Here is a 13,627-nt window from a genome sequence, read left to right as displayed (position 1 = left end):
CATGAATACCAATGTAATCCAAATACATAAAAACGAATGTGTAAATGCGCAGGTAGAATCTTATCTGTCATTTCGTCCTTTGGTGGAATATTTAAAGCGAAGACTTAAAACAGAGAAATCTGTAAAGTCAGAGTTTTATAGATTTTTGCTAGAAAAAATTCAGAAAGATGAAGTACTATTAAGCAGTATAAGTGCGAGCGAATTAGTAAAATATAAAGACACTTTAGAATTAATCTTTACCATTCTTACGCCTTTAATGGATAATGAGGATGACTTTTTCTGGGCATTGAGTACACCAATACCAGATGAAATTTTCTTTAGTACAAATGCATTTTATAAATTTTTTAAAGATCACGATCCCAAAAATAAAGTTTCAAAGGATACAGAGCCTGTAGAAAAGAAGCAACTTAAGTTTGTTTATAATATTATTCTGGATCGCTTTTACAATTTCACATCTGTGCTTAAAAATGAAATCATTTATGGGCACATTAATGAGGAAACCAAGTTAACGCAATACTACAACATTCAAACGGATACTAAATTCGTCGATATTAAGTATAAAAACACGCTTCCAGAACTTAATTTTGAGGAATTGGGACAGGCTTTCCAGGAAGATAAAGAATTGGAGTATTTGTTTGACCGTTTACCACTTACAGATTTTGTATTTGAAGGTTTTAGTATTATTTCGATTACTGACGTCACCTTGCAACACTCCATCGATGGAATCCGTGATGCATTAGTGAATCATAATTACCAGACCGAAGCCTACAGTCATGTAATTCAGGCTTTGAAAAGTTTAAGTGGGAATGGAAACCTTGAGTTTGGTTTAATGCCCTTTTTAACGGTTAATAATAAACTCGTTTTTGATAATAAGGAATTCTCTCAGAGCAAATTGATCAATTCCGCTAAAGCTTCTTATTTAGAAGAAGAGGTATTTTATGCGTTGGTTGATAAATACAAAGAGAATCCACGAGCAATTTTTGTATCTGCTATCAATGATGATCAGATTTCAAAAGATCCGTTCCTGAGGGTGCTTAAGGAGGCTGGAGTTTGTTCTTACTCCGTATTGCCTATTTACTACAATACGCAGTTAGCAGGGGTTTTAGAGGTTTATTCTGATCATGAAATTATAATTGATGATAAACTATTATCGAGGTTACGTCCGGCGATGCCTTTGATTGGTCAACTTTTTCAATATAATATTGAAGATTTCGACGCAAAGATGGATGAAGTGCTGATGGATAAATTTACAGCCTTACAGCCTTCTGTTCAATGGAAATTCAATGAAGCCATCTGGCGGTTTCTGCAGAAAAATAGCGGTAAAACCAAGATCACTGAAATAGAAACCGTTACGTTTAAACATATGTACCCCTTATTTGGAGCCATTGATATTCGTAACTCCACTATTGAGCGGAATAAGGCATTGAAAGATGACTTAACGGTACTTTTAAATGGCTTGATGCAGGCACTTAAAGCGATTAAGAAAACAGTTTCGCTCGAGATTACAGATAAAATTCTGTTCAACTGTAAAGACTGGATAAAAAAAATATCGAACCTTGCTTCATCTAACGAAGAAAATCAGCTGACTGAATTTTTATCAGTGGAAGTATATCCATTCCTCTCGATCATTAAAGCCAACTACCCACAGACAGCAGAAATTGTTGAAGAATATTTTAAGACCATTATTCCTGAAACTGGTGCAGCTTTTGCCAATCGCAGACATTTGGAGGTTTCTATGCAAATGATCAATACTGAAGTAAGTCAGTTTCTGGAGAAATCTCAGGGAAACCTGCAAGCTTCTTATCCTTGTTATTTCGCTAAATTCAGAACTGATGGAGTAGAGTATGATATTTATATTGGTCAGGACATTGCCCCAGAGAAACCGTTTGATTTATTGTACCTAAAAAATATACGTTTATGGCAGTTAACCTCTATGGTTGAAATTGCAAGATTATCTAAAGGATTAATCGGCGAAATGCCTCGTCCTTTGGAAACTACACAGTTAATTTTTATCCATTCAAATTCGATTGATATCAGCTTTAGAAATGATGAAAGAAGATTTGATGTGGAAGGCGCTTATAATATCCGTTATGAGGTGGTAAAGAAACGAATTGATAAGGTTTTAATTAAAGGCAAAAACGAGCGTTTAACGCAGCCCCATAAAATAGCGATGGTTTATTTTAATCCGGACGAGGCCAAAGAATACATTGAATATGTAAAATACATGCAGGTACAAGGCTATTTTAATGATGATTTGGAACAACTTGATCTGGATGAATTACAAGGCGTTTCCGGATTGAAAGCGTTGCGTGTTGGTGTTAAATATAACGAGGGCAAAAAAGAAACGGGCAAAAGATTAAAACCAAAAGAGTTGGAATCAATTGAGAAAGAGATTGCTTCTATGATGCAGAATTAATAGTTTATTGTTAATGGGCAAGTATCCCATCTATTAATTTATATTAAGATTGGTATGTTGAGGGATAATTTTAAACTATAAATTATCGAATGACATGCCCTTTAGGGTTGCCGAAATTAAATTTTTGTCTTGTCCATGCCATTCGGACTTATTTTCTTTTAACACCAAAGACCGGCGGAGCTAGCTTGATCACAAAATTAATATAGTGCTAACTCGTAACCTTTCTGTTTAAGTGAATAGGTGGGCTTATACAGCTCCAATCCGTAAAATTTACCCTGCCGATGTAAGAGCCTGATTAGGAAATATTGGTTTGTCTTTGTCAGGCTTTTACATTAATTGCGCCTGTATGCAGGGTGTTTAAAAATATCTATCTGTCGTCTGTTACAACAACCGAAATAAAACCTGAACGTTTGGGTTGGTGAAGACACCAAACCTAAAGTATAAAAATTTAAGATAAATTATCCCTGAGGATGATATTCTGGATTTACGATACAGCTTCTTTTAATTTCATTACAACTTCAACTTTCCCTCCTTAAATAAATCAAACGCCGTTTGATAGTTTGCTATGCCTTCATCTATCAGTTTTTTCGGTAGGTTGAAAGGTTTCTGCTCATTTTTAACCTTGTCATATAAATAAGTGTCTACTTTTTTATGTGGACTCAATAGTAACAAGCTATCGCCTTTAAGGTAGGCAAGCTTTTGATAGGTGCCAAGAAACACCCGTGGCTGATAAGTTTTACTTAACACATTTTGCCCGTAAAATTCACTACTATAATCCCAACCTAATAGAGACCAAAGGGTTGGGAATAAATCGATTTGTGAAGTCATTGTCGAGATATTCATCCCGGACTGATTTTTTAAATTTAAAATCATGCAGGGGATTTGATACTTTGAGATGTCAACTTCATTTTTACCGGCACTGCTGGCACAATGATCTGCCACAATAATCACCACGGTATTTGCATAATAAGGCTTAGTTTTAAGCTCATCCAGGAACTTTCCAATGGCATAATCAGTATATCTTACCGCACCTTCTCTTGTTCCCGATGGAATATTAATTTTATTTGCGGGGAAAGTATAGGGCCTGTGATTGGATGTGGTCATGATAAAATCGTTAAACAGTTGATGGTGTTTAAATTTCTCATCTGCATCCTTTAATGAGACATTAAAAATATCTTCATCGCAGATACCCCAGGCATTTTCAAATGTTACCTGCTGATCTGTAATTAAAGTTCTGCTTCCATTATAGGTTTCGTTAAGTAGTTTGCGGCCCCGGTCTACAATGTTGTAACCGTTATTGCCGAAGAAGTGATTCATGTTATCAAAATAACCATCTCCGCCATAAAAAAAGGTGTTTACATAGCCTTTAGCCTTAAAAACATGACCAGTTGTAAAAAGATTTTCATTGTTGCTACGCCTCACAATGCTACTTCCAGGTGTTGGTGGAATAGATAAGCTGAGTGCCTCCATCCCGCGAACGGTTCTGGTGCCGGTTGCATACATGTTACTAAAGAAAATACTGTGGTTGGCAATGGTATCCAACCGAGGTGTGAGTTGGTCTTTATTTCCGTAATGTGCCAAAAAATCAGCACTCAAACTCTCTACCGTAATCAGAATTACGTTAGGTTTGTAACTGGAATTCGTCCCCTTAATGTCTCGTAAAATAGTGAAGCCCTTTTTAAAGGTGACGTCTTTCTGCCACAGCTGATCCCTGACGATCGCAAATGCTTTATTTCCATTAATTAGCTTATAGAATTCATGGTAGTTTAATTCGTTATTTTTGAACGCTGCAAAGAAAGAATAAATCCCAGCTTTACTTAACTCATTAGCATATCGGTTATTGCCTTGTTCGGCACTGCTGTTTCTAACGAAAACCAAAAATAAAAATGCTGCTATAATTAAGGAAGGGGAAGTGATCAGGCGATTTTTAGGAAATGTTTCACTCTCAAAGTTTAATTTAAATATTTTTAGTCGTAAAAAACTGTATGTCACTGCAATTGCGATTAGCAATATGCCAGAAATAAGGTAGGGAAGCGGATAAGATTCATTGATATTATGAATAACTTCATAAGTGTATATCAGGTAATCTACAGCAATGAAGTTAAATCGGCTTTCAAATTCCTGCCAAAACGTAATCTCTGCGAAGAATGAAAAAAGCGTAATCAGCAAAAATAGAATGAAGACTAAAAAAGTGAATATCCGGTTCCATTTTTTCTGGTATAACCGATTGGGAATGATCAGTAAATATAAAGCGTAAAACGAAGTGATGATTAAGGCTGTTCCAAGATCAAAAAAGAGGCCTACGGAATAACATTTAATGATTTCAAACAGGCTAAAGTCTGCATGTTTGGTGAAAGAAATAAAAAGAATAGTACGGACGATAAAAGAAAAAGATATGAAATAAGCGATAAATCCAAACAGGATAGAATACCTGCTCTTGCGTATATTGGTCATTTTTATGATTAATTTATGCAAGATAGACGTTGATTCTGAAGAAATTCTGAAGATAAAGTGTGTAAAAAACAAAAGGCTTTCTGATCATCAGAAAGCCTTAAACATTTGTGTGCGTTAATATTAGTTATTTGATGCAATTTCTTTTTCTACTGCTGTAATTTCAACCGTACTCATGTTGGTTTTTAAAGCGGCAAATTTATCCATTGTTAGTTTTTGATCTTTTCCCATTACCAGTGTGTGGCTATCAGTAGAACCGCTTAACTTTAAGTCAGCCTGATCTTCAATTACCGTGTATAAACCTTCAGTTGTGGTATTGATTTCTGCATGTGCATTTCCTTTTAAAAAGATTTGAAGATATTGAGAAGTTAATTTTCCTTCGGTTTTAACAATTGAATTTTCAGATGCCTGAATTCTGTAAATATTGTCTACATAAACAATTACTTTGGCCGTTGTTCCGTTGGTAGATGTGATCCTGAGTACATCCCCTTCTTGCATAATTTTTGCAGTTCCAACATTGTCATCTGTATAAGCAATGCCAGTTGCAGATTTTTGAATCAAAGTCACTTCAACGTTTCCGCTGATGGATACTTTTTTAAAGCTTTTAACTGCTGAGATTGCTAATGGCGTAACCGGGGCTGCTAAAACACTTGTTGAGCATACAGTTGTAGATAAAACGATTGCTGTTAATGAAGCTGCGATTAGGGTTTTGATTGAAGTTTTCATAATTTCTTTATTTAATAATTAAATGTTAATTAATTGTTATTTAATTGTTTAAGGTTTTTTTTATGTTGTTTTGTAGATAAGACGCAACTACTTTAAAAAAGTTGCAGGCAGTTTCATCCTTTTATACAACTCACTTAAAATTCTCGACCAACGGGCGTTAATTGAAGACGAAATCATGAAACCTTTTTTGAACCCAATGTAAAAACTTTTCAATTCGGCTATTGAATTATTCTTTTTCTTATCTTTAAACCATAATATTCTAAATACTGATATGAAAAAAAAGGTTGTGCTTGTTCAGGACAATAAAGAAATCCTGGAAATAATGGACCAGGTATTGGAAGAAGAAGGTTTTGATGTTACGGCATCGTTAACAACTGATCCGGTGGATAGGATTGATGAGATTGAGCCAGACGTGGTTATTGTAGATGATTATATTAAGGGGGATAAGAGAGGATCAGAAGTAATTAAACAATTAAAATCTGATCCTGAAACAGAAGATGTATCTGCCGTATTAACATCTACATCTAATAAATTGCCTCAGCAAGCTGAAGAATGCAAGGCTGACGACTATATTGAAAAACCATTTGATATTGACCACATGATTAGTGTGGTGAAAAAAAACAGCTAATTATCGATTTAAAGTGGGTTCATACGTATCCGTATTTACAACCGCTTGCAGTTCATGTAAAATTTGATACAAACCAAAATTCGTACGGTTTACATAAATAAAATGTTTAACCCCTCTGGCTTGCTTAAATTCGGGCATTTTCGAGATCTTCTCACCATAAATATATAGCTGTTCAAAGAATTCAGTTTTACTAAAATCGAAAACCTTGCTGATATAGGGTTTTGCAAAAAGGCTGATCATTTCCTTATAAGCTTTATAATAAAATTCAACCTGATCATCATTATCATCACGGTGAATCATATCAAGCTTTCTGAAAGCATCAATAGTTTTACTCTTATCGTTAATTACATCTGTAGAAATCAGGGAAAAGAACGGATAATAAAAATCGTTCGGTAACTCTTTGATACAACCGAAATCAATTACGCCCAAATCTTCGTTTGGCGTAATCATAAAGTTTCCGGGATGGGGATCTGCGTGAACAGCCCTTAATTCATGCTGCTGAAAATTATAAAAGTCCCAGAGTGCCTGTCCAATTTTGTTTCTTAATTCCTGTGAAGGATTAGTTTTTAAAAATTCTTTTAAATGCAATCCGTCCAGCCAATCCATTGTTATGATCCTTTTTCCAGATAATTCCGGATAGTATTTAGGAAAAACGACATGGTCAAGATTTTTACAATCTTCAGAAAATTGTATTGATCTTTTCACTTCCAATTCATAGTCTGTCTCCTCCAATAATCGTTCTTCAACTTCTTTAATATAGATATTGAGTTCTCTTTCAGACATCCCGAGTAAGCGGAATGCAAATGGTTTAACCAGTTTTAAATCAGAAGAGATGCTATCGCCTACACCAGGATATTGAATTTTAACGGCGAGTTTTTTACCATTAAGCGTAGCCTGATGCACTTGCCCGATTGAGGCTGCATTGCTGGATGAAAGATTAAACGTATCGTAAATCTGTTCTGGTGTCTTACCAAAATTTTTGGTAAACGTACGCACAATTAGTGGTCCGGAAAGGGGAGGCGCATTGTATTGTGATTGCGTAAACTTATCTACATAAGATTTTGGCAGGATGTTTTTATCCATGCTGAGCATCTGTGCAATTTTTAAGGCACTACCTTTAAGCTCACTTAATGATTTATAAATGTCAGTAGCATTATCTTCGTTTAACTGATCTCTATCCATGCCTGGATTAAAGAGTTTTTTAGAATAATGCTTGATGTAATTGCCCCCGATCTGAAAACCTGTTTTAACAAATTTTGCGGAGCGCTCTACTTTAGTGGTTGGAATACTCTGTTGTGTCTTCATTAATAATTAAAGCCCCATATTTTCTTTAAACTTCCCGTTTCTTGATAAAAACTTCCCATAATCTATCAGGTTATCAATAGGCGAATGCTGAAAGAGATCGAAGGTTACATTAATTCCTTTTTCTATGGCTTCATCGCTTTTTTCAAATCCATCGCTATCATCGTTGATCCAAAAGTTAACAATAAACGCAAACTGAATCCAAAGCGCATCTTTGTATCTTTTTGTTAAAAACTTACGTTCTGCCAGTTCCCCGCTCTCCAGGCCATCATCAATAATTTCTTGAGCAAAATTCTCAAAAATAGGCTTAACCCCAGAAAGAACATCGGGTGTAGAAAATTTACCACGGTAATTTTTTAGACTGTAGATCACGAAGCTGCGCTCACTCTTTAGGTTTTCTAAATAGCTGTAAAAGAAGGAAAGCATTTTTTCTCGTGAAGTATATTGCATCCATACTTCCTGTTCCTTTATTTTATTAATGGTTTCAAAAGTAAGCTCAAACCAGATCGCCTTTTCAATGCTTTCAAAAGAAGAATGAAACTGATAAAAATCTGCCTCGGTAATTTTTAGTTTTTTCGTAAAACTATACACCGTTTTCGGTTTTTCATTATTGGTTAAAACATAATCAATATATGCTTTTCTAATTTGCTGAGCAGTTGCCATATTCGAGTTTATTTACAATGATAACGTTTTAATGATTCGCTTGTTTTTAAGGAGGCCTAATTGTAAATCATAAATTTGTAATAAATGCTTTCAAAATATTTGAAAGTTGGTTTTTTGCTAACTTATTTAGTTAAATACAAGTTGATGTTGAAATCTAATTTGATGTTTTAACTAAAAATATTAGTATAATTGTAAACTTCTTTTAATTTGTAATTATATGATTCAGCTAGATGATTTTTTATATGGTAAAATGGAATTTCCGGCTGTATTTGCCGCGCTTCTGGAAACCGACGCCTTAAAACGTTTAGGTGGAATTCATCAAAGCGGAGCAATTTTTCTGGTTAATCCGGATATCTGCCATTCGCGCTTAGAACATGCTATTGGAGTGGCCATGCTAATCAAAAAACTGGGAGGTTCAGTTTTAGAGCAAATTGCAGGTTTACTACATGATGTTTCTCATACCGCTTTTTCTCATGTGGGTGATTATGTATTTGATTATGTAGAGGAAGATTATCATGAAAAGGTTTTTGCAGAAGTTATTTATAGCTCGCAGATTCCTGATGTTTTATTACAATACGGTTTTAACGTAAGCGAGATTATTCATGGTACTTTTAACATTTTAGAGCAACCTATGCCATTACTCTGTGCCGATCGTTTGGATTATACCCTACGCGATGGCATTCATGGCGGGATAATATCCAGACAACGCGCAAAACAGTTCTTAAATTCGGTAGTGTTGAGCAACGGAAAAATTGCAGTTAATCAAGATCTTGAAGCTACCTGGATTAATGAGGCATTCGAAAAATTAATTACTGAGGTGTTTAAACGCCCGGTTCATTTATATGCAAATGGGAAAATGGCTGAATTAATTAAACGGTTATTAAGTAAAGGATTGCTGATTGAAAGCGATATGTTTAAAACAGATACGCTGTTACTAAATAAAATAAGGACAACCTCTGAAGGTTATGATGCGATCAAATCGATTAAACAATTGCGTGGATTTAATGAATATATCCGCCACGGCAAAGTACCCCAAATAAAAAAAAGGACGTTAAACGTGCTTTCCGTTTAAGTTGAACTAAATTGCCTTGAAGAAAACATTATCTTTTATTTAACGTATATTGTTAAAAAGTAACTTATGTCGGCTATAGAGATCATTTTAATCGGAGTAGTAATTTTATTGATTTTTGGAGGCAAGAAACTGCCAGAATTGATGCGTGGAATTGGAAGAAGTGTTAAGGAGTTTAAAGAAGCTAAAGACGAGCCAATTAAAAAATAGGTGGTACCCTTAAAACTTTCCAATGTTCTTCTATGTTTCTTTCTAAAATGCAACAAAATGGAAAATCACAAACAGGATCAGGAAAAATCTAAATCAGCATTTATTGAAGAAGTTCAGGACAATCCGGCTAAAGGATTAAATGATTGGAACGAGCGTTTAGATGAAAATTTAGAGCCTAAAAAACATGGCGATACTGATGCTGATGAACGTGCAAAAGATTTTTCAGATCAGGTAGGTAGTGGCGATCAGTCTGATCAGGCCAGCGACTAAATATTCTTTTTTTGATTTCATTCTTTCTATCGGTTGGTATCTCACCAAGCTAAAAACATAGATTGGTTAGTTGGTTAGTTGGTTAGTTGGTTGGTTGGTGAAACACTAACAAGTAGGATAGGAAGCAGAAACATTCAGCTAATTTATTAACTTCTTATCATTTTTTATATTGCTTGGTATCTCACCAATCGAAAACTTAGGCTGTTGGTAAGACCCTAACCAGTAGGAGAGGAAGCAGAAACATTCAATTTTCTCAGAATGTGTTAAATTTATTGAACTTACTTTCGTTGTGCCTGATAAATAGTATATTGCATTTCAATTCTTTAGTAAATGCATAACGATTCTCCATTAGTTAACGGGCATGAATAAGGTTTTTACACTGACCGTTCTGCTTTTGCTGTCTTTTTCCTTTTTTGCTAAATCTCAAAACGTTTCTAATGAAGGAATTGATTTTTGGACTGTTTTTCCAACCCATGTGCCAAGTGGAAATGAGGTTGCGAATTTAAATGTTTTCATAACATCTAAATATGATACGGAAGTTACTGTTACCTGTGGCAACATGACGCCTATTATTGCTGCCATTCCAGCCAATACTTCTGTAGAAATTCCAATAGATCGTGCCGCCTCTTATGTAGATGTTACTGATACCAAATTAATTAATCGGGGGATACACATCTTAGTTACTCCTGGGAAACCAAAAGTTTCTGCTTATGCTCATATTTACGCTGGGAATCGCTCTGCTGCCTCCTTAATTTTACCTTTCGTGGCGTTAGGGCAAAAGTATTTTTCAGTGAATTTTACACAGAGCATAGACAATTCCAATAATCCAGGCCAAAATTATTTGGCTATAGTTGCCGTTTCTGATAATACACAATTGAAGCTTAAAAAGAAAGATGGTACCGAAATAGACCTTCCCGAACTCAATGCAGGCGATGTTTATGAATACACAGATGGTGGAGGTGATTTAACCGGCGTCTCAGTTTATGTGGATCCTTCATCAGCTTCATCATGTAACCGTTTCGCCGCGTTTTCGGGTTCGTCTAATATGAGTATAGCAGATTGTTCCACACGACCAATAAGTTCCGATCCACTCTATCAGCAACTTTATCCTATTTCAAGTTTAGGTAAATCATATGGCATAGTTCCCTTTTCTGGGCAATCTTATCTATATCGGGCGATAGCAGTAGAGGCAAATACGAAAATCTATGAGGATGGAGTTTTAGTAGCAACGTTGCTGAATGCTGGCGATTTCTACTCATCTGTAAGATTGAACAATGCAACGTTTATTACTTCGGATAAAAATATCATGTTAAGCCAATACATGTTTTCTGTAGGTTGTGCATCAAGTGCTGGTGGAGCAGCACCGTTTGGCGATCCGGATATGGTATTGCTAAATCCGATTGAATTTATTGTGAATAATATCACTATTTTTTCATCTGATAAACGACGGATTAATCAGCGATTTCTAAATATTTTAATCAAAACCAATAAAACGTCCTCCTTTAAAATTAATGGAGCAGTTCCCGCAGCTACATGGGCTCCCTTAAGTGGAAATCCACTTTATTCTTATGCACAGATTCCAATTGTGGATCTTAGCCTATCGCTAAGTGCAGATGAAGGATTTAATGCCATTGCCTATGGCTATGGAACTACCGAATCTTATGCTTACTCTGCAGGTACTAATCTGGCAGCTAATAATTATTTAACTGTGGTAAATAGTGGTAATAATAATGAAAGTGCTAATGGTTGTGTTGGTGTATTATCTAAATTTAAAATTACATTACCTTATCAGCCTGCTACTATAGTATGGAGCTTAGATGGGTCAACGCCAATAGCGCACCTGGAACTCCTGGAACAAAAGCAAATGGCAGATGGAACTGTTCTGTATATTTATAATTCTCCATTTGAATTGGCTTATCCAACCAGTGGAACGCATAGAATTGATTTGCAGGCTGATCCATCTGTTAACGCTACCTGCGCCATTATTGATCCCAGTCTTACTTATGTTTTTAGTGTTTTGGATTTACCAATTGCTAATTTCCAAATAGATGCTTCATCTGCTTGTATTAATCACAACCTTAATTTTACAAGTCGTGCGGATCCAACAGGAATAATAATTTCCAATTGGGCATGGGATTTTGGTGACGGATCTGCGATAGTAGATGAGAAAAATCCAATACATCAATATGCTGCAGAGGGAGATTATACCGTTAAGTTACTTGTCAAATCGACTGATGGCTGTTGGTCTGATGTAGCTGCGGTACAAACGGTTCATGTAAATCCTCTACCCGTGGCAGTATTTACGATATCGCGTAATATCAGTTGTGTTAATACCGATATTTTATTTACTGATCAATCAACTATCAGCCGTGCATTAACAACCTCATCACAAATTGTAAAATGGGAATGGGATTTCGGTGATGGTTCAGCTCCCGAAGTGCGTTTATCAAATGCCTCCTTTATACATCAGTTCTTACAGGTAGGAACATTTTCGGTTAAGCTCACCACAACTTCTGATGCTGGATGCGCAACAACATCAGCTATTCAAACCATTACCATTAATACCTTACCAGTAGCAGACTTTCTTTTGCCTGCGGTGTGCTTTGATGATCGGGTGGCAACATTTATCAACCAATCCAGAAACCTGGATAATACAGCAAATGGCTTAACTTATGAATGGAATTTTGGTGATCTTACATCAGCCACTAATCGCACTGTTTCACTAAATGGAGATCATTCCTATTCAATTCCCGGGGTTTACTTTGTAATCTTGAAAATAAAAAACCAGGATGGTTGTGAAGTTGCTACAACGAAGTCTTTTACTTTGAACGGACAGGTACAAACGGCAGATTTCACTATTCAAAATCAAGGGATGCTTTGTAACGGTTCAGATGTGATCATTAATAATTTATCTACTGCATTTAGTGGTCGGATCACAAAAATAGAGATTTATAAAAATGTTGTTAACGAGCCCGCTAATAAAATCACGATCGAGAACCCAACAGCTGAAGACATCATTTTAAATTACAGTGGTCTAAATAATTCAGTTGATAATGAAGTTACCATCAAACTCATTGCCTATTCGGGTATAGTGTGTTTTAAAGAAGTCTCAAAAACAATCACTTTAAAAGCCACGCCAATATTAACAGCTGATGAAATTGCACCAGTTTGTGAGAACGATGGAAATGTAAATATTAATCAGTTTCGTGAGACTTCAGGAATTGCCGGTGATGGCGGTGTTTATTCGGGTAATGGAAACTGGCTTAGTGCTAACGGAACTTTTAATCCTAAATTAGCAGGAGCGGGTTTGCATAATATCACTTATACCTATGTAGCAAATAATGGCTGTTCATCATCTATTACAAAAAGTATTATCGTTAATAAATCACCTGATGCTAATGTGGAATCGACCGTTTTTATGTTAGCAGGAGGAGAGGTAATGCTGCCTGCTGTTGCGAACGGTGAAAATTTAACCTATCATTGGAGTCCGGCGTTGGCTTTAAATGATGATAAAATTTTAAATCCGGTGGCAAGCCCTGGAGAAGATACGGAATACACCTTAACCGTTACCGAAAATCCAAGTGGTTGCGAAGCAATAACAAAAGTATTGGTTAAAGTATTACAGGTGCTGATACCACCAAATTCCTTTACCCCGAATGGAGATAATGTAAATGATGTTTGGAACATTAAATACATAGAAAGTTATCCAAAGGCAACAATAACAGTATTTAATAGAAATGGAAATAAAGTTTTCTCCAGCAATGGCTATCAGCATCCGTTTGATGGAAATTTCCAGAATGAGCCGCTACCTGTTGGTGTTTACTACTATATCATAAATCCTGGGAATGGAAGAAAAACGATTACCGGACCGCTCACTATAATCAGATAAACC

Annotated in this window: 10 protein-coding genes; 6 read left to right on the top strand and 4 right to left on the bottom strand. The window is 35.7% G+C overall.

All coding sequences use genetic code 11. The features are described 5' to 3' along the window. Position 1: 1 nt before the first annotated feature. A complete protein-coding gene (locus SOM16_RS05775; protein ID WP_320463037.1) occupies positions 2-2,416 on the top strand; it encodes a GAF domain-containing protein in 2,415 nt (804 codons plus the stop codon). 510 nt (positions 2,417-2,926) lie between these two features. On the opposite strand, the gene SOM16_RS05770 is transcribed toward SOM16_RS05775, so the two are convergent. Both SOM16_RS05770 and SOM16_RS05765 read right to left on the bottom strand, forming a co-directional pair. Beyond that, complete coding sequence (locus SOM16_RS05770; protein ID WP_320463036.1) at positions 2,927-4,870, bottom strand: LTA synthase family protein; 1,944 nt, start codon at positions 4,868-4,870, stop codon at positions 2,927-2,929. Between the two features lie 120 nt (positions 4,871-4,990). After that, on the bottom strand, positions 4,991-5,593 hold the full coding sequence (locus SOM16_RS05765) for a GIN domain-containing protein (protein WP_320463035.1): 603 nt from the start codon (positions 5,591-5,593) through the stop codon (positions 4,991-4,993). 271 nt (positions 5,594-5,864) lie between these two features. Between SOM16_RS05765 and SOM16_RS05760 the strand changes: the two genes are divergently transcribed. Continuing rightward, positions 5,865-6,221 carry a response regulator gene (locus SOM16_RS05760; protein WP_320463034.1) on the top strand — a complete coding sequence of 119 codons (357 nt, stop codon included), beginning with the start codon at positions 5,865-5,867 and terminating at the stop codon, positions 6,219-6,221. On the opposite strand, the gene SOM16_RS05755 is transcribed toward SOM16_RS05760, so the two are convergent. Beyond that, on the bottom strand, positions 6,222-7,526 hold the full coding sequence (locus SOM16_RS05755; protein ID WP_320463033.1) for an AarF/ABC1/UbiB kinase family protein: 1,305 nt from the start codon (positions 7,524-7,526) through the stop codon (positions 6,222-6,224). Positions 7,527-7,532: 6 nt separating this feature from the next. Continuing rightward, the gene (locus SOM16_RS05750) at positions 7,533-8,186 is read right to left on the bottom strand and encodes a TetR family transcriptional regulator C-terminal domain-containing protein (protein ID WP_320463032.1); all 654 of its coding nucleotides are present in this window, start codon (positions 8,184-8,186) and stop codon (positions 7,533-7,535) included. A gap of 217 nt (positions 8,187-8,403) precedes the next feature. Here SOM16_RS05750 and SOM16_RS05745 point away from each other — a divergent pair, with 217 nt between their 5' ends. The 4 genes from SOM16_RS05745 (at position 8,404) to SOM16_RS05730 (ending at position 13,624) form a co-directional block, all read left to right on the top strand. Then, a complete protein-coding gene (locus SOM16_RS05745; RefSeq protein ID WP_320463031.1) occupies positions 8,404-9,258 on the top strand; it encodes an HD domain-containing protein in 855 nt (284 codons plus the stop codon). A 66-nt stretch (positions 9,259-9,324) separates the two neighbouring features. Then, positions 9,325-9,465, top strand: a complete 141-nt coding sequence (gene tatA, locus SOM16_RS05740) for a twin-arginine translocase TatA/TatE family subunit (protein WP_320463030.1) — start codon at positions 9,325-9,327, stop codon at positions 9,463-9,465. A 57-nt stretch (positions 9,466-9,522) separates the two neighbouring features. After that, entirely contained in the window at positions 9,523-9,735 is a 213-nt protein-coding gene (locus SOM16_RS05735) for a hypothetical protein (protein ID WP_320463029.1), read from the top strand. Positions 9,736-10,096: 361 nt separating this feature from the next. Further along, on the top strand, positions 10,097-13,624 hold the full coding sequence (locus tag SOM16_RS05730; protein WP_320463028.1) for a PKD domain-containing protein: 3,528 nt from the start codon (positions 10,097-10,099) through the stop codon (positions 13,622-13,624). Positions 13,625-13,627: the final 3 nt, after the last annotated feature.

The organism is Pedobacter sp. CFBP9032 (genome assembly GCF_034045265.1).
In the GTDB taxonomy this organism is placed as follows: Bacteria; Bacteroidota; Bacteroidia; order Sphingobacteriales; family Sphingobacteriaceae; genus Pedobacter.
Note: the sequence above shows the minus strand (reverse complement) of the source record. Positions and strands in the feature narration are given on the sequence as shown.

Bases quoted from the DNA above. Each gene is read 5' to 3' on its own strand.
- SOM16_RS05775 (WP_320463037.1), top strand. From the start codon at position 2: ATGAATACCAATGTAATCCAAATACATAAAAACGAATGTGTAAATGCG.
- SOM16_RS05770 (WP_320463036.1), bottom strand. From the start codon at position 4,870: ATGACCAATATACGCAAGAGCAGGTATTCTATCCTGTTTGGATTTATC.
- SOM16_RS05765 (WP_320463035.1), bottom strand. From the start codon at position 5,593: ATGAAAACTTCAATCAAAACCCTAATCGCAGCTTCATTAACAGCAATC.
- SOM16_RS05760 (WP_320463034.1), top strand. From the start codon at position 5,865: ATGAAAAAAAAGGTTGTGCTTGTTCAGGACAATAAAGAAATCCTGGAA.
- SOM16_RS05755 (WP_320463033.1), bottom strand. From the start codon at position 7,526: ATGAAGACACAACAGAGTATTCCAACCACTAAAGTAGAGCGCTCCGCA.
- SOM16_RS05750 (WP_320463032.1), bottom strand. From the start codon at position 8,186: ATGGCAACTGCTCAGCAAATTAGAAAAGCATATATTGATTATGTTTTA.
- SOM16_RS05745 (WP_320463031.1), top strand. From the start codon at position 8,404: ATGATTCAGCTAGATGATTTTTTATATGGTAAAATGGAATTTCCGGCT.
- tatA (WP_320463030.1), top strand. From the start codon at position 9,325: ATGTCGGCTATAGAGATCATTTTAATCGGAGTAGTAATTTTATTGATT.
- SOM16_RS05735 (WP_320463029.1), top strand. From the start codon at position 9,523: ATGGAAAATCACAAACAGGATCAGGAAAAATCTAAATCAGCATTTATT.
- SOM16_RS05730 (WP_320463028.1), top strand. From the start codon at position 10,097: ATGAATAAGGTTTTTACACTGACCGTTCTGCTTTTGCTGTCTTTTTCC.